The following is a 21,707-nucleotide window of genomic DNA, read 5'->3' as shown; positions in this document are numbered from 1 at the left end:
CGAGAGGTCATAATGGATAACCGTAAATTGAGTCGCCTGCGCCGCTGGGCGCGGGAAGGGATCATACTCATTCTGCTTACGCTGGCGGTCCTGTGGGGCGTGGATCAATACCGAAAGCCGTCATTACCCGCCAGCTTTAGCGCAACGCCTATGCAGAGCATCGACGGTAACATTCACGATATCGCGGCGCTCAGCAAGGAGCGCCCCCTGTTGATTTACGTCTGGGCAACCTGGTGTAGCATCTGTCGTTATACGACACCTGCGGTCGATAAGCTGGCAAAAGAGGGCGGTAACGTCGTAAGCATTGCCATGCGCTCCGGTGACGATGCAAAGCTCGCTCGCTGGGTTGAAAAGAAAAACCTGAGTATGCCGGTGATTAACGATGCAAACGGTGCCGTGTCGCAGCAGTGGCAGGTGAGCGTAACGCCGACGCTGGTGATTGTGTCAAAGGGGAAAGTAGTCAGTACCACAACGGGCTTGACGAGCTACTGGGGATTGAAAATCAGAATGTGGTGGGCAGGCGTATAAAGATAACCCCTCTTCCGTCGGAAGAGGGGTTTTGTATTACTTCGCGAGAACTTCCTGCGCGGTGCGCTCAACCAGCGACAGCAGGATTTTGATATCCTCCAGCGTCACGGTTGGGTTCAGCAGAGTCAGCTTCAGGCAGGTGATGCCGTTATGCTCGGTCACACCGACGTTTGCACGGCCGGATTCCAGCAGCGCATCACCAATTTTCTGGTTCAGCAGGGCGATGCCCGCGTCGTCCATCTGCACCTGGCCACGGAAGCGGAACAGCACGCTTGCCAGCTGTGGCTGCATAACCAGTTCCAGAGCAGGCTGCTCTTTCACGTAGGCCGCAACCTGCTGCGCCAGCGTTACGCCGTGATCGATGATCGCCGCGTATTGCTCCTGACCCAGTGCTTCCAGGCTCATCCACAGCTTCAGCGCGTCGAAACGACGGGTGGTCTGCAGAGATTTGGACACCAGGTTAGGCACGCCCGCTTCTTCGTCGAACTCAGAGTTCAGGTAGGCCGCCTGATAGCGCATCAGCTCATAGTGACGCGCTTCTTTCAGCAAGAACGCGCCGCAGCTGATGGTCTGGAAGAACTGCTTGTGGAAGTCCAGGGTGACGGAATCCACCAGCTCGATGCCGTCCAGGTAGTGACGATACTGATCAGACATCAGCAGCGCGCCGCCCCAGGCCGCGTCAACGTGTACCCAGATGTTCTGCTTCGCCGCCAGTTCAGCAATGGCACGCAGCGGATCGATAGCACCGGCATCGGTAGTACCTGCCGTCGCGACGATGGCCAGAATCTGCTCCCCGTTCGCGTTGCACTGCTCGATTTTCGCCGCCAGATCGGTCAGATCCATGCGGGAGAACTCGTCGGTTTTCACCTGCACTACGGACTGATAGCCCAGGCCCATCAGCGCCATGTTTTTCTGCACGGAGAAGTGCGCGTTTTCGGAGCACAGCACGCGAATTTTGCGCAGATCGCCCACCAGACCGTCCTGCTGAACGGAGTGGCCCTGACGCGCAAAGAATGCGTCACGCGCCAGCATCAGACCCATCAGGTTGCTCTGGGTACCGCCGCTGGTGAACACACCCGCGTCGCCAGCCTGATAACCCACGCGGGTACGCAGCCACTCGATCAGTTTGATCTCAATAATGGTTGCGGACGGGCTTTGATCCCAGGAGTCCATACTCTGGTTAGTGGCGTTGATCAGCACTTCCGCCGCCTGGCTTACCACCAGGCTTGGGCAGTGCAGGTGCGCCACACACTGCGGGTGATGAACGGACAAGCTGTCTTTCAGGAAGAACTCCACGGCGCGTTCAATCGCCGCTTCGTTGCCCAGCCCTTTCGGGTTGAAATCCAGCTTAATACGGTCGCGCAGCTCCGCGACCGTTTTGCCCTGGTACATCTCAGGCTGCTTCAGCCACTGCATCACAGCCTGAGTGCTTTGTTCAATCGCCTGCTGGTAAGCTTCAATGCTCTGCGCAGAGGAGAACAAAATTGGGTTTGAATCTGACATCGTAATCTACTACTCCGGTTACGCCGGGCGAACGCCCGCAGCAAGCAGTGCCTGCTCGAATTTATCCAGGAAGATTTTCAGTTCTTCGTCGCTGATCAGCAGGGAAGGCAGCAGGCGCAGAACGATACCGTTACGACCACCACGCTCCAGAATCAGACCGGCTTCAAAGCACTTCTTCTGAATCAGCGCAGACAGCTCGCCGTCGCCAGGGAAGCAGCCCATATGGTCAGCAGCTTCGTGTGGCTTAACGATCTCGATACCGATCATCATGCCCAGACCGCGCACGTGACCGATGACCGGATAACGTTTTGCCATCTCTTTAAGCTGGCCTTTCAGCCATTCGCCCTGTGCAGCCACTTTGCCCGCGATGTTCTGGTCTTTCAGGATTTTCAGCGTCGTCAGGCCGGTTGCCATTGCCAGCTGGTTGCCGCGGAAAGTACCGGTGTGGTGGCCTGGCGCCCATGCGTCGAACTGCTTTTTGATACCGAGCACGGCCAGCGGCAGACCGCCACCAACCGCTTTAGACATCACGATGATGTCTGGCTCGATGCCTGCGTGTTCGAAGGCGAAGAATTTACCGGTACGGGCAAAGCCAGCCTGAACTTCGTCGAGGATCAGCAGAATGCCGTGTTCCTGAGTCACTTTACGAATGCGCTGCAACCACTCAGCCGGAGCCGGGTTCACGCCGCCTTCGCCCTGAACGGCTTCCAGGATCACCGCGGCAGGTTTACGCACGCCGCTTTCAACGTCGTTGATCAGGTTGTCGAAGTAGTAAGTCAGCGCTTTCACGCCCGCTTCACCACCGATACCCAGCGGGCAGCGGTACTCGTGCGGGTAAGGCATGAACTGCACTTCTGGCATCATACCGTCAACAGCTTCTTTCGGAGACAGGTTACCGGTCACGGACAGTGCGCCGTGGGTCATGCCGTGGTAACCGCCAGAGAAGCTGATGATACCGCTACGGCCGGTCACTTTTTTCGCCAGCTTCAGCGCCGCTTCAACGGCGTCGGCACCGGATGGACCGGTGAACTGCAGGCAGTATTCTTTGCCCTGACCAGGCAGCAGAGAGAGCAGATATTCAGAAAACGCGTCTTTCAGAGGCGTAGTCAGATCCAGAGTGTGTAACGGCAAGCCGCTGGTAATGACATTTTGGATGCTTTTCAGCACATCAGGATGGTTATGGCCAAGCGCAAGGGTCCCTGCGCCTGCTAAACAGTCAAGGTATTCTTTATTATCTGCATCGGTGATCCACACGCCTTCTGCTTTAGTAATCGCTAAAGGCAGTTTGCGCGGATAACTCCTGACGTTAGATTCAAACTCGGCCTGACGGGCCAGATAGGTTTCGTTGCTTTTGTGGGCATCTACGGTGTCAATACGGACTTTATCCGTCATCATATCACTCCTACAACCGCCGCTTCGCTATGAGCCACGATTGAATAAAAAGTTAAAAAACAGATGGGGCCTGAAAAAAACGCCGCCAATATAGAGCCTTTTGTCACGGGGCTCAATGGTTAATTTGTTTACTGTTTTGTGACATGGAGCACAGGAGAGGCAATATCACCATTTTTAAAAAGAAAATTGCAGTTTATTGCCAATAAAAACAATTGTTTATGCGGTATTCATTCGGGTTGTTAAATGACAGAAAAGAGTGTGACAAATCGTGCCATTGGCTGACAAAAGAAGGGGGTATGCTGCCTTCATACCCCCTTCTTTTTCCATCAACGACAAAAAGCGGTAGTCACATGGCGCGCGCCATGGAATCACGCATTAAAAATGGACTTTCAACGCGCGTCGTTTCCCGGTGTTGTGCTCCGTTAATAATGTGCAGGGCGCTCAGGCGACCAATTTCGTAGTGGGGCAACTGAACCGTTGAAAGAGGCGGCAAAAACAGCTCGCCAATGCCCACCATATTGTCATAGCCGATAACCGCGACATCTTCAGGGATGCGAAGCCCTTGCGCCAGCAGCGTCTGGTATACCATAAACGCGATACGATCGTTACCGCAGATAACGGAATCAAACCGCGGGATGCCCTTCCGGATGCGCGCCAGCAATGCGGTCGGAATATCACGATAATGCTCATCCCCCTGCGCCATATACGCATGTTCCAGGCTGTCCGGGTCGATTCCGGCTTCACGGCAGGCGCGTTCAAGCCCCTGACGGCGCCGGGTTGTGGCCAGATGGCCCACAGGTAAATGCAGACACAGGGGCTGCCGATAGCCTTCTGCGAGTAATGCCCTGACGGCGGCGTACTGCCCCTGTTCATCATCCGGGATATAGCTGGCGACCTTTTCACCGACACTCTCGCAGTTGGCCAGCACGCAGGGGAGGGTGAGCAGCTTGGCAGGAAGAGGAACCTGACGTAACCCCATCGTGGTGTAGATAATCCCGTCTGGCCGATGGGAGAGCAGAAGATCGACAATGGCATCCGGATTGTCGTCAGCAAACATATTCATGACGAAGCTATTCCAGCCGTGCATCCTGGCCGTCTCTTCAATGGACAGCGTAATCTCCACCGAAAAAGGTGTCGTGACCGTATCGAGCGCCAGCACGCCTATGGTTTTAGGCGAAGCATTCGCGCCGCGTATTTTCTTGGCGGACAGATCGGGAACGTAGCTGGTTTGCTCGATAGCCCACTGTACGCGCGCCAGCGTTTCCGGTTTAAGGCGCTCCGGGCTGTTAAGCGCGCGGGAAACCGTCATCAGCGATACGTTAGCCAGCTTTGCGACGTCCTTCAGGGAAGCCATTTTCTTACTCCGTTAATGCTCTGTGAGAGGGTATACAACTAAGTCGCTGATGTAAAAGGAAGGCTGATGACCAGGTTAAGTCATGCTTACCTCAGTTATGAATTTATGATAGCGATCTCACTTCCTTAATGTTAACGTTAACTTTCGTGATTAACATCTTAAATCTTCATCAGGCAGCATGAGAAAGCATGGATGTTAACGTTACCATTGGGGTCATTACTCCAACACGAGAATGCCATGATGAAAACGCATCACTCTCACAGCTATCCCTTACTGAGCGCATTACTGTTTTTCTTTTTTGTCACCTGGTCATCTTCCGGTTCGTTGCTCTCTATCTGGCTCCACCAGGAAGTGGGGTTAAAAGCGGGGGATACGGGCGTTATCTATGCCGTGCTTTCCGTCTCCGCGCTGTTTGCTCAAATCTGCTATGGATTTATTCAGGACAAACTCGGCCTGCGCAAAAACCTGCTCTGGTTTCTGACCAGTCTGCTTATTCTTTCCGGTCCGGCCTTTTTGCTGTTTGGCTATCTGCTGCAAATTAACGTATTGCTGGGCAGTATTTTCGGTGGGATTTTTATTGGCCTGACGTTTAACGGTGGGATTGGGGTGCTGGAATCCTATACCGAACGCGTAGCCCGTCAGAGCCAGTTTGAGTTTGGCAAGGCGAGAATGTGGGGATCGCTTGGCTGGGCGGCGGCAACCTTTTTTGCGGGGCTCCTGTTTAACATCAATCCGAAGCTGAATTTCGCTGTCGCGAGCGGCGCCGGGCTGGTGTTTTTTGTTTTGCTCGCGCGCCTGCGGGTCTCCTCCGCACCGCACGCCATGCAGGAAGCGGTGTCCGGTGGCAAGGTGACGCTGGAAGACGCATTGCGCCTGCTGACGCTGCCGCGTTTCTGGGCGCTGGTGTTTTTCGTTATCGGCACATGCATTTACGGCGTTTACGATCAGCAGTTCCCGGTCTATTTCTCATCACAGTTCCCGACGTTGCAGGAAGGGAACGCCATGTACGGCTATCTCAACTCCTTCCAGGTTTTCCTTGAGGCGGCGGGCATGTTTTGCGCCCCGTGGCTGGTGAACCGCCTCGGCGCGAAAAACGGCCTGATATTCGCGGGAATGGTGATGGCAATGCGTATGGTGGCATCTGGTCTGGTTGAGGGGCCGGTGCTTATCTCCATTACCAAGCTGCTGCACGCGGTAGAACTGCCCGTATTGCTGGTCTCGGTATTTAAATACAACAGCTTACATTTTGATAAGCGGCTCTCTTCCACGCTCTATCTGGTGGGCTTTGCCTGTACAAGCTCGGTGATTGCGTCTGTGCTGTCGCCGCTGGCGGGTTACAGCTATGAGAAATACGGCTTTGCCCAATCCTATCTCATTATGGGGCTGTTAGTTTTCAGCACCACGCTCATCTCCATCTTTCTGTTGCGCTCGGGTAAGTCTTCTTCTGACCCGCTCATGCCGCAACCCTCCACTATCTGACTGAAAAGAGTAAACAAATGATGTATTCCATTGCCAAAGCTGAACAATCATTACAGGCCAAACGCGGCGATCTTAACCTGCGCTGGTATCCGCGTTACCACCTCGCCGCGCGTGCCGGCTGGATGAACGACCCGAATGGTCTGGTGTGGTTTGACGGCTGGTATCACGCGTTTTACCAGTATCATCCGTACTCGACCCAGTGGGGGCCGATGCACTGGGGCCATGCGCGCAGCAAGGATTTAGTTCGCTGGGAACACCTCCCGGTGGCGCTGGCACCGGAAGGGCCAGAGGATAAGGACGGCTGTTTTTCCGGCTCGGCGGTGGTGGATGGCGATACGCTGGCGCTGATTTATACCGGCCACAAATTCCACGGCGATCCGGATGACGAGGCTAACCTTTACCAGGTGCAGTGCCTGGCAACCAGCCGTGATGGCGTCCATTTTACGCGGCAAGGAACGATCGTTGACACGCCGCCTGGGCTGCATCACTTTCGCGATCCAAAAGTGTGGCGGGAAGGGGAGCGCTGGTACATGGTTGTCGGCGCGCGGGATGGCGAGACGGGCCAGGTGCGCGTTTACCGTTCTGACGACCTGCGCGAATGGCAGGATATGGGCGTGCTTGCGGTGGCTGAAAAAGAGATGGGTTACATGTGGGAATGCCCGGACTTTTTCACCCTCAACGGCAAACGCGTGCTGATGTTTTCACCTCAGGGGCTGGCTGCGGAGGGATTCAAAAATCGCAATCTTTTCCAGAGCGGTTACCTGCTGGGGGAGTGGCAGCCCGGCCAACCTTTCGTGCGTGAAGGTGAGTTTGTGGAGATGGATAGCGGGCATGATTTCTATGCGCCACAAAGCTTCCTGACGCCTGACGGCCGCCGCATCGTTATCGGCTGGCTGGACATGTGGGAATCTCCCCTTCCGGAACAGCAGGACGGGTGGGCTGGCATGCTCTCCTTACCGCGCGAGCTGACGCTAAGCGCGGATAACCGCCTGCAGATGCGGCCAGCCAGAGAAGTGGAAAGCTTGCGGGGAGCGTGGTTCCCCTGGCCGGTGAGCACGCTCAACAATCAGCAGATCGTTCAGGTGGAAAGCTGCGATGCGATGGAGATCATTCTGCAGTGGGACTGTGCTAACAGCAGCGCGGAGCAGTACGGCATTCGTCTTGGCGACGGATTCCGTCTCTACGTTGATGCGCAGATGCAGCGCCTGGTGCTGGAGCGTTATTATCCGCAGTATGGCCTGTGCGGTACCCGAAGCGTCGCGCTGAACCTGAACGACACGTTAAGCCTGCGCCTGTTCGTTGACAGCTCGTCAGTGGAAGTGTTTGTCAATGAAGGGGAGGCGTGCCTGAGCAGCCGCATTTATCCTGATGAAGGGGCGCGCGAACTGACAATGTTTGCCTGGACGGGAACCGCATCGCTTATTGATGCTGGGGCGTGGCAGCTAGAGTAATTCGTTAAGGCCTGCAAATTAAAAAGGCGACAGGTGTCGCCTCTTTTTCTATTTAATCTTTGTTGCGTAGCCTTCAAACTTTCCTTCTTTACTCACCGCTAATTTGCCTTTAGCTGGATAGTAAATGAAGGTGTATAGCCCTTGTGAATAAACTTTTGCCTGAGGCTCATTTTCATCCAGCGCGCCCAATACGCCATCGACATCCAGGATCTCGCCTTTAATTGTGATCTTCATTCCTTCCCATTTAAAGGCGTGTACCGCTTTGGCCGCCTGAGCATGTTGTTTCGCGTCTTTTTTAGCCCAGATACCCGTACCCGATGCGGCATCACGCGCGTTCGCCCATGCTGCATTTTGTGCGGCTTCATTATAAGCATTCTGGCGATTTTGCTCAGCCAGGTAGCAGGTATCTTTGCTAATGCCCTGGCGCTCACATTCGGCCATGCGCTGAGCAGTTGAAGTACACGCAGAAAGCAGGATGGCAGCACCAGCTATTAATACCGCTAAGAGTGACTTTATCATTACGATGATACCTTTGGTGAAATATATTCTATAGAAGAAGGTTTAATGGTCGCAAATATAATAAGCCTGATACATAATACCTAACCATGCGCCAACGATAATAAGCATCAGGTACACTATTACAGAGATAACAATGTATTTTGTCATACTGGTTATTTATTAAAAGCCAATCCCTACGCCGACTGAAGCCCCCATATTATTTGCTGTGTCATCAGAGAAGCTCACTTTACCAACCATATGTTCGTTAAAGTTAACCGACGCCCCAACCGCTAACGCGCTTTCACCGTTGTAAGTCGCACCGCCAGCCGAGAACATCACGCGCTGATTTGTTTGCACCTGAGGTAAACCGGCCATCGCCATCGCGCCGCTGATACCTGCGTTTGCTTCTTTCTTGTTATTATCGACTTCCTCACGCAGCGATTTAAATTGCTGGTTAGCGTTGTTATTCAGAGCCTGTAATGTCTGTTTGGTCGCCTGCAGCTCCTGAACCTCGGCCGTAACCGCCTGACTATTAGTAGCGACTTTAGCTTGTGTTGTCGTGTCTACCTGCGTGCGTGTCACAGTGGTCATCACGCCATTTTTTCCATCTTTGCCGTCTTTACCGTCTTTACCATTCGCTCCGTCACGTCCGTTAATTCCGGCTACGCCCTGTGCGCCGGTATCGCCTTTCTCACCCTTAGCGCCGTCTTTTCCATCAACGCCGTTAGTTGGTTTTGGTGCATTCTCAAGAGCTAACAGGCGGTCATCTTGTATACCGTTAGTAGTTTCAACAGTTGCAAGGCGGCTATCCTGGACAGCGTTAACAGTTTCAATATTAGTAATTGCAGTTCCGTTAGTCAGCACGCCGTGTAACGCCGCATCACCTTTTTTATTAGCGGTGTCAGCAAGAGCGCCTGCTAATTTAGCTTCATGATCGACACCAGAAACAGAAGTCTGAAGAGAGGAAATATTATTGGCGTTAGTGCTGATATTACCTTTACTAGCGTCAATCTCGTTTTGCATACGCTCACGATCGCCTTGTAAGTTATAGATCTGCCCGTCTTGTTTTACATTCTCAGCTTTCATATCATCCAGATTATAAGCGGTATTGTCAGTTCCCTGAATCTGAATAAAAGTACCTGAATTGAATACGTTATCGTTAAGGTTTACGTTTACATCAGCTGCTTGAGTTACGTTCATAGAGCCAGTGAAAATAACACCAAATACAAAAGCAGTACGGGCATTTTTAACAACTTTCATTTGTAAAACACTCTTCATTTAAAAAGTAAAAAAGGGCAAGGCTGGCTATCCTGGCGTGTTGATGTAACGTCTGGTTACGCCCGATTTAAATACGGAGTTACGTTAAATTTTGAATAAATGACTTAATTCGTAACGTGCAGTAACTATCAATTAATGCGAGCTTTTGGATATTGATCTAAATCATAGATGGCATGAATAGCTAAAGTGATTTTTTAAGAGGTGAAGGAAAATATCTCAATGTTTACATTAACTTATAAGGCAAGGGGGCAACCGCGAGTTTCGCAGTAACCCCTTGATAGAGAGGCTAAATGTTTAGCGGGGTTAAACGGTTTGGGACTCACTTTATATTTCATTCGAAATAAGATTTAATACTTTATGAAACATAAAATAGACTAACTGAAAGCGGAAAAAATTATGTTGGTAGAGCTGTTTCTTACACCCTGAAAAAGTGGATGTTTTTTGGACGTAATGGAAATGTTATAGCGAATGGTATTGATTTAAAGAAGTGGCATATTGTTCTGTAATTATCGCTGCCAGCCCTTTCTTTCGCACCAACCCTGCGTGAAGATGCGATCCCCACAAGGTCGCTTGCGTCAGCCAGCAACTTCCCCTAATCTGGCAAAAGTAAGTCAATTCTTACCAAATGACTCGGGGTGCCCTTCTTCGTTGAAGGCTGAGAAATACCCGTATTACCTGATCTGGATAATGCCAGCGTAGGGAAGTCAGATGCCTTCCCGGTCATCGCTTCTTCACGCAAGGCAGGAGCGAACCCATGCAGCCTGACCTGCTCGATTTACACGTTTTACACCACTTCCGTACCCGTTCTCCGCTGACCCACTGCATGACCAATGACGTCGTACAGACCTTTACGGCCAACGTTTTGCTGGCCCTTGGCGCATCCCCGGCGATGGTGATTGAGGCCGAAGAGGCCGAACAGTTTGCCGCGATAGCCGATGCGCTGTTAATCAACGTCGGCACGCTGACCGCACCGCGCGCCCAGTCGATGCGTCGTGCCATTGAAAGCGCGGTGGCGGCAGGCAAGCCCTGGACGCTGGACCCGGTTGCGGTGGGTGCCCTGACGTTCCGCACCCGTTTTTGCCATCAAATTTTGGCCCTGAACCCGACCACCATTCGCGGCAACGCCTCCGAAATCCTGGCTCTGGCCGGAATGAGCGCGGGTGGGCGCGGCGTTGATACCACCGACACCGCCGCCAGCGCGTTGCCTGCCGCTCAGGCGTTGGCCCGCCAGACCTATGCCATTGTGGTGGTCACCGGCGAGGTGGACTACATCACTGACGGAGAGCGGACCCGAACGGTAACGGGCGGAGACCCGTTAATGACGCGCGTAGTGGGAACCGGGTGCGCGCTTTCTGCCGTTGTGGCGGCGAGCTGCTCGCTGCCGGGGGACAGGCTGGATAACGTTGCCGCCGCCTGCGGATGGATGAAGCGCGCCGGAACGGCAGCCGCTGCGCGCTCGCGCGGGCCAGGCAGTTTTACCAGCGCCTTCCTGGATGCGCTCTATACGCTGGAGGAACAAGCATGAAGCGGATTAACGCCCTGACCATTGCCGGTACCGACCCCAGCGGCGGCGCGGGCATCCAGGCCGATCTGAAAACTTTCTCGGCCCTTGGCGCGTATGGCTGCTCGGTGATTACCGCGCTGGTAGCGCAAAACACGCGCGGCGTGCAGTCGGTCTACCGTATCGAGCCGGATTTTGTTGCCGCGCAGCTGGATTCGGTGTTCAGCGACGTGCGGATTGATACCACCAAGATCGGCATGCTGGCCGATACGGATATTGTGGAGGCGGTGGCCGAGCGGCTTAAACGCTATCAGGTGCAAAACGTGGTGCTGGATACCGTCATGCTGGCAAAAAGCGGCGATCCGCTGCTCTCCGCCTCCGCCGTTGAGACGCTGCGCAATAAGCTGCTGCCGCAGGTGGCGCTCATCACGCCCAATCTGCCGGAAGCCGCCGCGCTGTTAGGCACGTCGCACGCGCAAACTGAACGCGAAATGAAAGAGCAGGGGTATGCGCTGCTGGCGATGGGCTGCGGGGCGGTGCTGATGAAAGGCGGTCATCTGGATGACGCTGAAAGCCCGGACTGGCTCTTTACCCGCGACGGCGAGCAACGTTTTACGGCTCCGCGCGTACAGACCAAAAACACCCACGGCACGGGGTGCACTCTCTCCGCCGCGCTGGCGGCGCTGCGCCCGCGGCATGACGGCTGGGCTGATACGGTGCGAGAAGCGAAAATCTGGCTCTCGGCGGCGCTGGCTAAAGCCGATACTCTGGAAGTCGGTCACGGTATTGGGCCGGTTCATCATTTTCATGCGTGGTGGTAACCCAGTATACTGGCAGGAAACACCACGCCTGAGAAAACAGAGATGGAACAAGCGCATACCCGGTTAATCGCTCAACTGACTGAACGGATCGCCGCGCCTGACAACACGCCGCTGTACCTGAAATTTGCCGAAACGGTAAAAAACGCGGTGCGCAGCGGCGTGCTGGAGCACGGGAACATTTTGCCCGGCGAGCGCGATCTGAGCCAGTTAACCGGCGTGTCGCGGATCACCGTGCGCAAAGCGATGCAGGCGCTGGAAGCCGAGGGCGTTGTCACGCGTGCCCGGGGTTACGGCACGCAAATTAACAACATCTTCGAATACTCGCTCAAGGAAGCGCGCGGGTTCTCTCAGCAGGTGGTGCTGCGCGGTAAAACGCCTAATACGCTGTGGGTCAATAAACGCGTGGTGAAATGCCCGGAAGAGGTGGCGGGCCACCTGTCGCTGGAGCCGAACAGCGACGTCTTTTTGCTGAAGCGTATTCGCTATGTGGACGACGATGCGGTGTCGATTGAAGAGTCCTGGGTGCCGGTCGGGCTCATTCCCGAACCGGATGCGATAGGGATTTCGCTGTACGACTACTTCCGTAGTCAGAATATCTTCCCGCAGCGCACCCGTTCACGGGTCAGCGCCCGCATGCCGGACAGCGAGTTTCAGGCGCACATTAAGATGGACGAAAAAATACCGGTGCTGGTGATCAAGCAGGTTGCGCTTGACCAGCAGCACCGGCCGATTGAGTACAGCATCAGCTACTGTCGCAGCGACCTATACGTCTTTGTGTGCGAGGAGTAATTCCTCACGAGTGGGCGCGCAGTCGCCGCCGCGATGGCTCACCACCCAGGACGCCACGGCATTCCCCAGCAGAACGGCGTCTGCCAGCGACCAATCCGCCGCCAGCCCGGCAAGCGTGCCGCCCGCGTGGCTGTCGCCAGCGCCAATGGTGTCCACTACCGTGGCGGGAAACGCCGGAACAACGCCCGATGCGTCGCCGTCATACCAGGCAGCACCGTCTTTATCATGCCGCACAATCAGCGCGGCGCCGAAGCGCTGCTGCCACTCCTCGCCCAGGTTTTCAGCCTCAACGCCCAGCCTTTCAGCAGCGAGCTCCGCTTCCTGACGATTAAGCGACACGATCGGCCTGCAGGCCATAATCCGCGCCATCAGCGCGTCGGGGATATCCGCGATGCGTGGGCCGAAATCGATAAGCGCCGTCACGTCCTCCAGCCCTTCAAGCCAGCCCGTAAGCAGCTCGCCGCACGGCGAGGCCAGCTGGTAGCCGGAGAGATAAACCAGGCTGTTTTGCGGGACGTTTAGCTCGTCAAGCCAGCGCTGCTGCCACTGGTTCTCGACGCCGCTAAAGGACATAAAGGTGCGCTCGCCGTCAGGCTCCACCAGCGCCAGACACCAGCCGTTGTCGCCGGTTTCAGCCTCCACGGCGCTGTGCAGATCCTGCTTCGCCATCGCGTTACGAATAATATCCGCCCACACGCCGTGGCCGACGGGAAGGGCGTTTTGCGCCGCAATGCCGAGCCGTTTCAGGGCGATGGCGATATTCAGCGCGCAGCCGCCGATATTCACCCCCTGCTGTTTAAGCTCGATATCACACCCGCGCCAGGGCAGGGCGTAGGCGTCGGCGATGACGTCAATCACCGCCGCGCCCAACACCGTCACCGGGCGCGTGGCGTGCAGGGTGTCGAGACGTTGGGCAAATGCATTCATACGCCCTCCCTTTGCTCCCTGAAGTGCAGCAGTTTTTCACAGTAGTGACCGAAATCGAGCTGATTAACGGCGTCGAGCTCGGCCTTCAGCGCCGGGTCAATGGCCTGCACGCCGTGGAGCGCGCCGCAGATGGCCGTCGCCATCGCGCCAATGGTGTCGGTATCGCCACCCAGATTGGCGCATAAAATGGCGCAGCGGTTCGGGTCGGTTCCCGCCAGCTCAACCATCGCGATGGCTGCCGGAACGGACTCAATGGTGCTGGTACCTGCGCCAGTGAGCTGATAAATCTGCTCGCTGGCGGAGTCGATGCCGTTGGCGTCCCGCACGGTTTTAAGCGCCAGCTCAATGCGTGCCGCGAGCGACGCGCTGAAGGTGGTGGTTTTCGCCTCCTGCGCATAGCGGGCGATCCCCGGCAGGGCATCGACGATGTTCTGCCAGCGTTCCCCATCGATGGCGCGGGAAACCGCCCAGGCAATCACCACCGCGCCGGCAATGGCGAGATCCGATTTATGCGTCGGGCTGGAGGCCTGCGCCACCTGGTCCACAAAGTGCTCCAGCCGCGTCGCCGGGAGCAGGCAGCCCAGCGGGGAGGCGCGCATCGCCGCCCCGTTAGTCACGCCGTTGTTGTCCAGCTCGCTGACCGGCTTCCCGTCACGAATCGCGTTAAGCGCGATTTTCGAGGTCGGGCCGAGCACGTTCTTGTTAAACGCGTCGAAATCAAGCGCCCAGTTCAGGATATGCTTGCCGATAACCTCCGCGTTAATCTCCCCGTCGCACTCGATGATCGCATCGGCCAGGCACAGCGCCATCGAGGTGTCATCGGTGAACTCTGCCTGTTTGAAATAGCAGGCCGCGTTATTCTCTGCCGGGCCGGGTAAAAAGCGGTCGATCCAGCCGAAGTGCGCCTTGACGCGCTTTCTCGGCCACAGCTCCGACGGCATGCCCATCGCATCCCCTAACGCCTGGCCGTAAAGGGCCCCGAGAATACGGTCTTGTTTCATTTAACTTCCCCTTGTGTCAGCGCGGTATCGCCATCAACCACCTCAATTGCGGTGATCTCTTTATCCGATTCGCGGAAAAACAGCATAAACAGCACGGCAATCACGGCAATCATGACTGCACCAAATGTCCACATTCCGGCCCAGTTGAAGGTCAGCCCATTCACCGGCTCTTTGTAAGCGAACATTTTTTCCATCATCACGCCGCCCAGGCGGTAACCCAGCAGGCTACCAAACCCCTGACAGCACAGCGTAATCAGGCCTTGCGCGGCGGTGCGCATGTGCACCGGCGCTTTTTTATCCACGTAGATGTACGCGGTCACGTAGTAGAAGTCATAGCTCACGCCGTGCAGCAGGATGCCGAGGAACAGCAGGGCGTAGGTGAAGTACTGCTCCGCACCGCCGTAAACGAAGAAGCCGTAGCGGATGGCGGCGGTAATCAGGCCCAGCAGCAAGACCTTCTTAATACCAAAGCGTTTGGTAAAGAACGGCAGGGCGAGCATAAAGAAGATTTCAGAGAACTGGCCGAGCGTCATCCAGCCGGTGGCGTTTTTCATCCCCACTTCGGTGAGATAGCCGTTGGCGAAGATGTAGTAGAAGGCCAGCGGCATGGCGAACAGGAACGAGCAGAAGAAGAACACCAGGAAGTTTTTGTCGCGCAGCAGGACCAGCGCATCCAGCCCCAGCATCACTTTGAAATCCAGCTTGCCGGTACTTTTCGGCGGCGTGTTCGGCAGGAACAGGGCAAAGACGCCGAGCAGGGCGGAGCTGGCTGCGGTCATCAGCAGCGGAATATTGGTATCGGAAATATCGCTGTAGCCGAGCATCTGTGGCAGGAACCCGCACGCCAGCCCCGAGGCGATCCAGCCGATAGTGCCCATCACGCGGATACGCGGGAAATCAGCCTCAACGTCGTCTACGTTCGCGAAGGCAATGCTATTGGTCAGCGCGATGGTCGGCATATAGGTCAGGGAATAGACCAGCAGCAGCGGGAAGAAGGTACTGAACTGGGTTTGCTGCGCGGCGAAGTACATCAGGATCGCGCCGGCGAACATCAGCACCGACAGCACTTTCTGCGCGGCGAAGAAGCGGTCCGTCAGCGAGCCGACCAGGATAGGAGAGAGGATCGCGGCAATCGCGGTACAGGCGTAAGACCAGCCAATTTCCCCGGCGGTAAACCCGCTTTTGCTCAGCCACAGCCACAATGGCACAAACCACGCGCCCCAGATAAACCATTCAACAAACATCATGAATGACAGTTGGACTTTCGTTTTCATTATTTAATCCTGCATGTCAGATAAGGTACGCCTTTAACATACCACTCAATAATACCTTTTAAATACCTTTGTGGCGATTGTTTGATCAATATAACAGTTTTGTTGTACACGAATCGAGCCAGCAGATTGTGCTGAAAAAAAATGCATATGGTGGAAAATCTGTTAAGTCGGTACCAGGCTTAGTCTGCCCATAAAAGATGGGACTGGATAAACACACACCGACACGACGTCGGATTTACGGGAGTATCACATGACTGATATTGCGCAGTTGCTTGGCAAAGACGCCGACAGCCTTTTACAGCATCGTTGTATGACCATTCCAGCCGACCAGCTTTACCTGCCTGGTCACGACTACGTTGACCGCGTGATGGTGGATAACAACCGTCCGCCTGCGGTTCTGCGAAACATGCAGACCCTCTACAATACCGGACGGCTCGGCGGTACCGGGTATCTCTCTATTCTGCCCGTGGACCAGGGCGTTGAGCACTCGGCGGGCGCCTCTTTCGCGGCGAACCCGCTTTACTTCGATCCGAAGAACATTGTTGAGCTGGCGATTGAAGCGGGCTGTAACTGTGTAGCCTCCACCTACGGCGTGCTGGCTTCGGTTTCGCGTCGCTATGCCCACCGCATTCCGTTCCTCGTGAAGCTGAATCACAATGAAACTCTCAGCTACCCCACCGAGTATGACCAGACCCTCTACGCCAGCGTCGAGCAGGCGTTCAACATGGGGGCGGTGGCCGTCGGGGCGACGATTTACTTCGGCTCTGAACAGTCCCGTCGTCAGATTGAAGAGATCTCCGCAGCGTTTGAGCGCGCGCACGAGCTGGGCATGGTGACCGTGCTGTGGGCGTACCTGCGTAACTCGGCGTTCAAAAAAGACGGGGTGGATTACCACGTCTCCGCCGATCTGACCGGCCAGGCGAACCATCTGGCGGCCACCATCGGCGCGGACATCGTGAAGCAGAAAATGGCGGAGAATAACGGTGGCTATAAGGCGGTGAACTTTGGCTACACCGACGATCGCGTTTACAGCAAGCTGACCAGCGATAACCCGATCGACCTGGTGCGCTACCAGCTGGCGAACTGCTATATGGGGCGTGCAGGGCTGATTAACTCCGGCGGCGCGGCGGGCGGCGATACTGACCTGTCAGACGCGGTGCGTACGGCAGTTATCAACAAACGCGCGGGCGGCATGGGGCTGATCCTTGGCCGTAAGGCGTTCAAGAAATCAATGGCCGACGGTGTGAAGCTGATCAATGCGGTTCAGGACGTCTATCTGGACAGTAAAGTCACAATTGCCTGACGTCTCCATCTCCCTCTCCCTGTGGGAGAGGGTTGGGGTGAGGGCATCATCGCGCACCGTGTGAAACATCAGCGCAAAAGCACACAGTCCGGCGGCAGCCTGCACTCCAGCGCGCCGGGCAATACCTCAATGCGGAACTGCGTCCCGCTAAGCGGCTCTCCGTCGAGGTTAAACGTCATCCCGTGCGGAGCATTCACCTCGAACCACGCCGATTTACCGTCAATGATATTCGGGCTCTCTTCCGGCTGCGTCAGCGTGGTAAACAGCGCGGGCAGCAGACCGTCGCCGGTGAAAATGCGCAGCTGTAGCTGACCATCGTTAATCAGCGCCTCCGGGCAGAGCTGCTGTCCGCCGCCTGCCTGACGTCCGTTGCCAATCCCAATCACCAGCGCGTCACCCTGCCACTGAAAATCCTCACCGCGAATTTCGCATCGGTCCGGCTTGAGGGTGTCCATACGCATCAATCCGTGGATCAGGTACGACACGCCGCCCAGCGCCGCCTTCAGTTTTTCCGGCGTTTCGCTGGTAATGCGCGTGCCGAATCCACCCGTCGCCATATTGATAAAGCAGGTTTTGTCATTCACCTGGGCGATATCCACGGCGGTGGCTTTGCCGAGGATCGCCAGCTGAAGCGCCTTCTCTAAATCTTCCGGGATCCCGGCGCTGGTGGCAAAATCATTGGCGGTGCCGAGTGGTAAAATGCCCATCACCGGGCGATCTGACGGTGGCAGGTCGATGAGCGCAGAGGCGATCTCATTGATGGTGCCATCGCCGCCGCCGGAAATGATGGTGCTGATACCTAACGCTAAGCCTTCGTTGATATAGCGTGCCGCGTCGCCTTTTTCCCACGTCACGCGCACGTGGATACGTGCGCCGTCGTCACGCAAACCCATAATCGCCTGACGCAACGGATCGTTGCCTGCACTTTTGCCATTGAGAATCAATAAACTGTCTGGATAGGTTGCCATCCGCGCTGCTCCCTTTTTTAGCGTTAATAAGAGTGTATAGCAGAGAGGAAAAAAGCGGGTAAGAACAGGATGAAAGACAAAAATATGGCTGCGGAAAGGGGGGTATCCCCCTTTGAGGCGTTTACCTTTTATAGGCCAGTCTCTCAATTGACTCTTGCTGTCAACGTTTGAGCCCTGTCATGTTCCTGTTCTCAATTTTCAGCTGCTTACGCCAAACCCGATTATGTAGCGTTAGCGCAATTGAACGGTAAAAGACCGATGTATTCATCCACACGATATTCAAGCAGAAAAATCCCAACCCTAATAATGAAGTTATTTGCGGTGTGTAATTCTCTACAGAGCTGAATAAAAGCGAAACCCACGTCCAGATAAAATAAACGATGCTCATCAAGCCAGTCAGTGTAATGACAGAAATATGCAGTTTAAATCCCGTCAATGACCCTCTGGCAGTTAAAAACATCGTGCACATCACAACCATGCAATACACCACTGCTCCAAGGAATACACCCATCATTACTTGAAATTCAGGTAAGCCGATCAAGCGAAATAGCAACATCCAGACAGAAACTTGTAGCATAGCGTAGCAAAAAATACTGAGTAAGGTACTTATTGCTAAGGGTATGCCAGTCATATGTACACCCACAGGAACACCGTGCTGATCTTTTAAGCGATCTTTCAATGATTCAAGCCGTTGACAATCGTCAGTCGCCATTTCACCTGTTATCACAGTACTTAATGCAAGGCTCTTCTTGATGTAATTTATCATGTCCGGGTCAATAACTTCCTGTAAATGAAAAAGACTGAATCAGACCAAAAACGTATTTACCAGATTGTGTAATATTCTGAGGATTCCGGATTGTACCCGAGAGAGCACTTCCAACAAATGCTGAGGAGTTTGAAATAGCATTCAACAGCTCTCGCTGTAAGAGCAACTGCAGCGCTTCCGATGGATAACGTTTAGGGTAAACCCCAGCTTTCATTGCCGCCTTAACCCCTGAATTCGAGATCCCGGGATTTCGGATACGAATGATCTCCTCCGTTAACCGCGTGCGGTCCGCTCGGCTCATTTTTTGTAATAACGAGAGTAAACTTTCAGACGTCGAGCGATTAAGAAGGCGGTAGGTTAATACAGCGCTTTTTAGACCTGCAGCTGCCCCGGCAAGTGAAATCGCATCCAGAGCAGTATTGGTTGCGGTATACCACTCCTGGGAGTCCATCCAGGCAACATAGTCATTATGATTCATGGCAATAAGTGACAAGCGGCCAAGCCCGTTTGCACACTGAATTCCTGTTGCTACACCGCCTGCGACAATCACAGCGGCAACAGCACCGGAAGAACCTGCGGTGAGAGGAATGGCCATACCTGCGCCTGCAGCAAGGACGACATTAAGAATGGCGGCTCCGCAAGAAATCGCCGTAGAACCTATTTCAGTCGCTAATGACGGTGACTGAATCGTCGTCGTCGTTGCCTGGATGGGATTATTTGATGAGCATTTACTTTAGTGATGACGACATGGCTTACCGAGCTTTCGTTTGGTGTCGCAATCCGCCTTGAGGGTCTTACTAACCACTGACGCGCACCGTCTGAGTAGATGATCCCAACCTGGCTAAAGTTACGGCTACAGTCCAACTGATTGGCAAGGGCGGTGAAATTTATATCCCCGCCGGAGGCAAGACCCAGACTACGTGCGAGTTCATAATCCGGAAAATCCTTTGAAATCTGACCAGCAAATGTCATGTCGTCTCTCCATCCATGTGAAATCGTATATCGTCAAGAAATCAAGAGTAAAGGGCATGTTGTAGACCGGAATTAGGAATAATCCGAATAATGCACCATCCCGCCAGATCCATTAAAAGTTGTGATGAATCTCGTATACCTGCCCGATTCTCGAAAAGATTTTCCAGCAGACGCTATCACGAATCAACACCCTTCAATTGGTGGGTCTACGCAATTTGATTTTTAATAAGTGGACTAAATGCGGCAAAAAATAAGCCCGCGTAAGGGAGATTACGCAGGCTAAGGAGGTGGTTCCTGGTACAGCTAGCATTTATGGGTTATGTTTTTCAGCGGGGGGATAATACCCGTATTGAACGAAGCGGTATGTGATCCGATTCTAAGAATTATCCCAGCGCGAAAAAATTTCCCTGATTGACTATTTGCCGTGTGGATTACGTGTGCTTTCACCGTTGAAGTTACGCATCAGCAGCGCGAACTTCAGCTCCACTTCTTCCGGAACCGGCAGCCAGACGGTATGCCCGTCGCCCGGCGCAACCTCAATCGCTTCGCCTTTGCCGTTTTCCAGATGCTCCAGCGTGAAGTTCATGTTGCCCTGCGGGGTCATCAGCTCCAGGCTGTCGCCTTTGGTGAACTTGTTTTTCACCGCCACCGCCGCCAGCGCGCCTTTGCGCTCGCCGGTGAAGTCGCCGACAAACTGCTGGCGCTCGGAAACGGAGTAGCCATGCTCGTAGTTCTGGTAGTCGTCGTGGGTATGGCGGCGCAGGAAGCCTTCGGTATAGCCGCGGTGCGCCAGGCCTTCCAGGGTTTCCAGCAGGCTGGTATCGAACGGTTTACCGGCCGCCGCATCGTCGATGGCTTTGCGGTACACCTGCGCGGTACGCGCGCAGTAGTAATAGGATTTGGTGCGGCCTTCGATCTTCAGAGAGTGCACGCCCATCTGCGTCAGGCGCTCAACGTGGGCGATGGCGCGCAGATCTTTTGAGTTCATGATGTAGGTGCCGTGCTCGTCTTCAAAGGCGGTCATGTACTCGCCCGGACGTTTGGCTTCTTCAATCATAAACACGCTGTCGGTTGGCGCGCCGATGCCCAGCGTTGGCTCAACGTTGGTTACCGGGATCGGCTCATGCTTGTGGACGATGTTGCCGATGTCATCCTCTTTGCCTTCCTGAACGTTATATTCCCAGCGGCAGGCGTTGGTGCAGGTGCCCTGGTTCGGGTCGCGCTTGTTGATATAGCCAGAGAGCAGGCAGCGGCCGGAGTAGGCCATGCACAGCGCGCCGTGAACGAAGATTTCAATTTCCATGTCCGGCACCTGGGTGCGGATCTCTTCGATCTCTTCGAGGGAAAGCTCGCGGGACAGAATGACGCGGGTCAGCCCCATCTGCTTCCAGAACTTCACCGTCGCCCAGTTGACGGCGTTGGCCTGCACGGAGAGGTGAATGTCCATTTCCGGGAAGTTCTCCCGAACCAGCATGATTAAACCCGGGTCCGACATGATCAGCGCGTCCGGCCCCATATCCACCACCGGCTTCAGGTCGCGGATGAACGTTTTCAGCTTGGCGTTGTGCGGCGCGATGTTGACCACCACGTAGAATTTTTTACCCAGAGCATGCGCCTCGTTGATGCCGAGCTGCAGGTTCTCGTGGTTGAATTCGTTGTTACGCACGCGCAGCGAGTAGCGTGGCTGGCCCGCATACACGGCGTCGGCGCCATAGGCGAAAGCGTAACGCATATTTTGCAGCGTTCCCGCCGGGGAAAGGAGTTCCGGTTTAAACATGTTTGTTCTCGTTCTGATGACAGGTCAGATCCGCGTGCACCAGGTGCAGCGGTAAGGGGAGATCCCCCACTTTAAGGGCGGGCATTGTAGCGCTGCGGGGCAGGGAGGTAAAGTTATTGTGCCGG

At 54.8% G+C, this 21,707-nt stretch carries 18 protein-coding genes, 1 pseudogene and 1 riboswitch; of the genes and pseudogenes, 7 read left to right on the top strand and 12 right to left on the bottom strand.

All coding sequences use genetic code 11. The features are described 5' to 3' along the window. Positions 1 to 12 precede the first annotated feature (12 nt). On the top strand, positions 13 to 528 hold the full coding sequence (locus AC2FAJ_RS06880; RefSeq protein ID WP_248112483.1) for a protein disulfide oxidoreductase: 516 nt from the start codon (positions 13 to 15) through the stop codon (positions 526 to 528). A gap of 36 nt (positions 529 to 564) precedes the next feature. Here the strand turns inward: AC2FAJ_RS06880 and AC2FAJ_RS06875 are convergent, their stop codons facing one another. From AC2FAJ_RS06875 to AC2FAJ_RS06865, 3 genes are all read right to left on the bottom strand, one after another. After that, positions 565 to 2,031, bottom strand: a complete 1,467-nt coding sequence (locus AC2FAJ_RS06875; protein ID WP_028013828.1) for a pyridoxal phosphate-dependent decarboxylase family protein — start codon at positions 2,029 to 2,031, stop codon at positions 565 to 567. A gap of 18 nt (positions 2,032 to 2,049) precedes the next feature. Further along, complete coding sequence (locus AC2FAJ_RS06870) at positions 2,050 to 3,426, bottom strand: diaminobutyrate--2-oxoglutarate transaminase (RefSeq protein WP_014884533.1); 1,377 nt, start codon at positions 3,424 to 3,426, stop codon at positions 2,050 to 2,052. A gap of 343 nt (positions 3,427 to 3,769) precedes the next feature. Beyond that, on the bottom strand, positions 3,770 to 4,777 hold the full coding sequence (locus AC2FAJ_RS06865) for a LacI family DNA-binding transcriptional regulator (RefSeq protein ID WP_045629848.1): 1,008 nt from the start codon (positions 4,775 to 4,777) through the stop codon (positions 3,770 to 3,772). A 237-nt stretch (positions 4,778 to 5,014) separates the two neighbouring features. Between AC2FAJ_RS06865 and AC2FAJ_RS06860 the strand changes: the two genes are divergently transcribed. Both AC2FAJ_RS06860 and AC2FAJ_RS06855 read left to right on the top strand, forming a co-directional pair. Beyond that, on the top strand, positions 5,015 to 6,256 hold the full coding sequence (locus AC2FAJ_RS06860; RefSeq protein ID WP_028013826.1) for an MFS transporter: 1,242 nt from the start codon (positions 5,015 to 5,017) through the stop codon (positions 6,254 to 6,256). A 17-nt stretch (positions 6,257 to 6,273) separates the two neighbouring features. Next, positions 6,274 to 7,707, top strand: coding sequence for a glycoside hydrolase family 32 protein (locus AC2FAJ_RS06855; RefSeq protein ID WP_045629847.1), 1,434 nt, complete (start codon positions 6,274 to 6,276; stop codon positions 7,705 to 7,707). A 48-nt stretch (positions 7,708 to 7,755) separates the two neighbouring features. Here the strand turns inward: AC2FAJ_RS06855 and AC2FAJ_RS06850 are convergent, their stop codons facing one another. Together AC2FAJ_RS06850 and AC2FAJ_RS06845 are read right to left on the bottom strand one after the other, a co-directional pair. Then, on the bottom strand, positions 7,756 to 8,226 hold the full coding sequence (locus AC2FAJ_RS06850; RefSeq protein WP_041909077.1) for a hypothetical protein: 471 nt from the start codon (positions 8,224 to 8,226) through the stop codon (positions 7,756 to 7,758). Between the two features lie 159 nt (positions 8,227 to 8,385). Beyond that, positions 8,386 to 9,465, bottom strand: a complete 1,080-nt coding sequence (locus AC2FAJ_RS06845; RefSeq protein ID WP_223239598.1) for a YadA C-terminal domain-containing protein — start codon at positions 9,463 to 9,465, stop codon at positions 8,386 to 8,388. Positions 9,466 to 10,104: 639 nt separating this feature from the next. Next, positions 10,105 to 10,202, top strand: a riboswitch (TPP riboswitch). 35 nt (positions 10,203 to 10,237) lie between these two features. Between AC2FAJ_RS06845 and thiM the strand changes: the two genes are divergently transcribed. Genes thiM through AC2FAJ_RS06830 form a run of 3 tightly spaced genes read left to right on the top strand, consistent with a single transcriptional unit; the run spans position 10,238 to position 12,594 of the window. Continuing rightward, on the top strand, positions 10,238 to 11,008 hold the full coding sequence (gene thiM, locus AC2FAJ_RS06840; protein WP_047363130.1) for a hydroxyethylthiazole kinase: 771 nt from the start codon (positions 10,238 to 10,240) through the stop codon (positions 11,006 to 11,008). Then, positions 11,005 to 11,805, top strand: coding sequence for a bifunctional hydroxymethylpyrimidine kinase/phosphomethylpyrimidine kinase (gene thiD / locus AC2FAJ_RS06835; RefSeq protein ID WP_047363132.1), 801 nt, complete (start codon positions 11,005 to 11,007; stop codon positions 11,803 to 11,805). Before thiM ends, thiD begins: the two co-directional genes overlap by 4 nt. Before the next feature lie 42 nt (positions 11,806 to 11,847). Continuing rightward, a complete protein-coding gene (locus AC2FAJ_RS06830) occupies positions 11,848 to 12,594 on the top strand; it encodes a GntR family transcriptional regulator (RefSeq protein WP_028013821.1) in 747 nt (248 codons plus the stop codon). Here the strand turns inward: AC2FAJ_RS06830 and AC2FAJ_RS06825 are convergent. The 3 genes from AC2FAJ_RS06825 to AC2FAJ_RS06815 are packed head-to-tail and all read right to left on the bottom strand — an operon-like array spanning position 12,568 to position 15,796. Beyond that, entirely contained in the window at positions 12,568 to 13,521 is a 954-nt protein-coding gene (locus AC2FAJ_RS06825; protein ID WP_047363134.1) for a PfkB family carbohydrate kinase, read from the bottom strand. The genes AC2FAJ_RS06830 and AC2FAJ_RS06825 overlap by 27 nt on opposite strands. Then, positions 13,518 to 14,522, bottom strand: coding sequence for an ADP-ribosylglycohydrolase family protein (locus AC2FAJ_RS06820; RefSeq protein ID WP_045629844.1), 1,005 nt, complete (start codon positions 14,520 to 14,522; stop codon positions 13,518 to 13,520). Before AC2FAJ_RS06820 ends, AC2FAJ_RS06825 begins: the two co-directional genes overlap by 4 nt. Further along, complete coding sequence (locus tag AC2FAJ_RS06815; RefSeq protein ID WP_028013818.1) at positions 14,519 to 15,796, bottom strand: nucleoside permease; 1,278 nt, start codon at positions 15,794 to 15,796, stop codon at positions 14,519 to 14,521. Before AC2FAJ_RS06815 ends, AC2FAJ_RS06820 begins: the two co-directional genes overlap by 4 nt. Positions 15,797 to 16,046: 250 nt before the next feature. Between AC2FAJ_RS06815 and fbaB the strand changes: the two genes are divergently transcribed. Next, entirely contained in the window at positions 16,047 to 17,099 is a 1,053-nt protein-coding gene (gene fbaB / locus AC2FAJ_RS06810; RefSeq protein WP_008500869.1) for a class I fructose-bisphosphate aldolase, read from the top strand. A 68-nt stretch (positions 17,100 to 17,167) separates the two neighbouring features. Here the strand turns inward: fbaB and yegS are convergent, their stop codons facing one another. The 4 genes and pseudogenes from yegS to trhP all read right to left on the bottom strand — a co-directional run bounded on the left by yegS (position 17,168) and on the right by trhP (position 21,582). Then, a complete protein-coding gene (gene yegS / locus AC2FAJ_RS06805; protein ID WP_047363137.1) occupies positions 17,168 to 18,067 on the bottom strand; it encodes a lipid kinase YegS in 900 nt (299 codons plus the stop codon). Positions 18,068 to 18,227: 160 nt separating this feature from the next. After that, complete coding sequence (locus AC2FAJ_RS06800) at positions 18,228 to 18,779, bottom strand: hypothetical protein (protein ID WP_041911991.1); 552 nt, start codon at positions 18,777 to 18,779, stop codon at positions 18,228 to 18,230. Between the two features lie 61 nt (positions 18,780 to 18,840). Beyond that, positions 18,841 to 19,805, bottom strand: a pseudogene (ssp4, locus tag AC2FAJ_RS06795) (Ssp4 family T6SS effector). Between the two features lie 415 nt (positions 19,806 to 20,220). Then, the gene (trhP, locus tag AC2FAJ_RS06790; protein ID WP_008500866.1) at positions 20,221 to 21,582 is read right to left on the bottom strand and encodes a prephenate-dependent tRNA uridine(34) hydroxylase TrhP; all 1,362 of its coding nucleotides are present in this window, start codon (positions 21,580 to 21,582) and stop codon (positions 20,221 to 20,223) included. Between the last annotated feature and the right edge of the window lie 125 nt (positions 21,583 to 21,707).

The sequence above is a fragment of the Enterobacter cloacae complex sp. 385G4 genome (assembly GCF_057320665.1).
The sequence above is the reverse complement of the archived record's forward strand: the minus strand, read 5'-3'. Positions and strand labels throughout refer to the sequence as shown.

What these genes read in the sequence shown, in the direction of transcription:
- AC2FAJ_RS06800 (WP_041911991.1), bottom strand. Translation starts at nt 18,779, where the DNA reads ATGGCGACTGACGATTGTCAACGGCTTGAATCATTGAAAGATCGCTTA.
- AC2FAJ_RS06860 (WP_028013826.1), top strand. Translation starts at nt 5,015, where the DNA reads ATGATGAAAACGCATCACTCTCACAGCTATCCCTTACTGAGCGCATTA.
- thiM (WP_047363130.1), top strand. Translation starts at nt 10,238, where the DNA reads ATGCAGCCTGACCTGCTCGATTTACACGTTTTACACCACTTCCGTACC.
- trhP (WP_008500866.1), bottom strand. Translation starts at nt 21,582, where the DNA reads ATGTTTAAACCGGAACTCCTTTCCCCGGCGGGAACGCTGCAAAATATG.
- AC2FAJ_RS06870 (WP_014884533.1), bottom strand. Translation starts at nt 3,426, where the DNA reads ATGATGACGGATAAAGTCCGTATTGACACCGTAGATGCCCACAAAAGC.
- AC2FAJ_RS06845 (WP_223239598.1), bottom strand. Translation starts at nt 9,465, where the DNA reads ATGAAAGTTGTTAAAAATGCCCGTACTGCTTTTGTATTTGGTGTTATT.
- AC2FAJ_RS06850 (WP_041909077.1), bottom strand. Translation starts at nt 8,226, where the DNA reads ATGATAAAGTCACTCTTAGCGGTATTAATAGCTGGTGCTGCCATCCTG.
- AC2FAJ_RS06820 (WP_045629844.1), bottom strand. Translation starts at nt 14,522, where the DNA reads ATGAAACAAGACCGTATTCTCGGGGCCCTTTACGGCCAGGCGTTAGGG.
- AC2FAJ_RS06865 (WP_045629848.1), bottom strand. Translation starts at nt 4,777, where the DNA reads ATGGCTTCCCTGAAGGACGTCGCAAAGCTGGCTAACGTATCGCTGATG.
- AC2FAJ_RS06855 (WP_045629847.1), top strand. Translation starts at nt 6,274, where the DNA reads ATGATGTATTCCATTGCCAAAGCTGAACAATCATTACAGGCCAAACGC.
- thiD (WP_047363132.1), top strand. Translation starts at nt 11,005, where the DNA reads ATGAAGCGGATTAACGCCCTGACCATTGCCGGTACCGACCCCAGCGGC.
- AC2FAJ_RS06815 (WP_028013818.1), bottom strand. Translation starts at nt 15,796, where the DNA reads ATGAAAACGAAAGTCCAACTGTCATTCATGATGTTTGTTGAATGGTTT.
- AC2FAJ_RS06825 (WP_047363134.1), bottom strand. Translation starts at nt 13,521, where the DNA reads ATGAATGCATTTGCCCAACGTCTCGACACCCTGCACGCCACGCGCCCG.
- AC2FAJ_RS06880 (WP_248112483.1), top strand. Translation starts at nt 13, where the DNA reads ATGGATAACCGTAAATTGAGTCGCCTGCGCCGCTGGGCGCGGGAAGGG.
- AC2FAJ_RS06830 (WP_028013821.1), top strand. Translation starts at nt 11,848, where the DNA reads ATGGAACAAGCGCATACCCGGTTAATCGCTCAACTGACTGAACGGATC.
- fbaB (WP_008500869.1), top strand. Translation starts at nt 16,047, where the DNA reads ATGACTGATATTGCGCAGTTGCTTGGCAAAGACGCCGACAGCCTTTTA.
- AC2FAJ_RS06875 (WP_028013828.1), bottom strand. Translation starts at nt 2,031, where the DNA reads ATGTCAGATTCAAACCCAATTTTGTTCTCCTCTGCGCAGAGCATTGAA.
- yegS (WP_047363137.1), bottom strand. Translation starts at nt 18,067, where the DNA reads ATGGCAACCTATCCAGACAGTTTATTGATTCTCAATGGCAAAAGTGCA.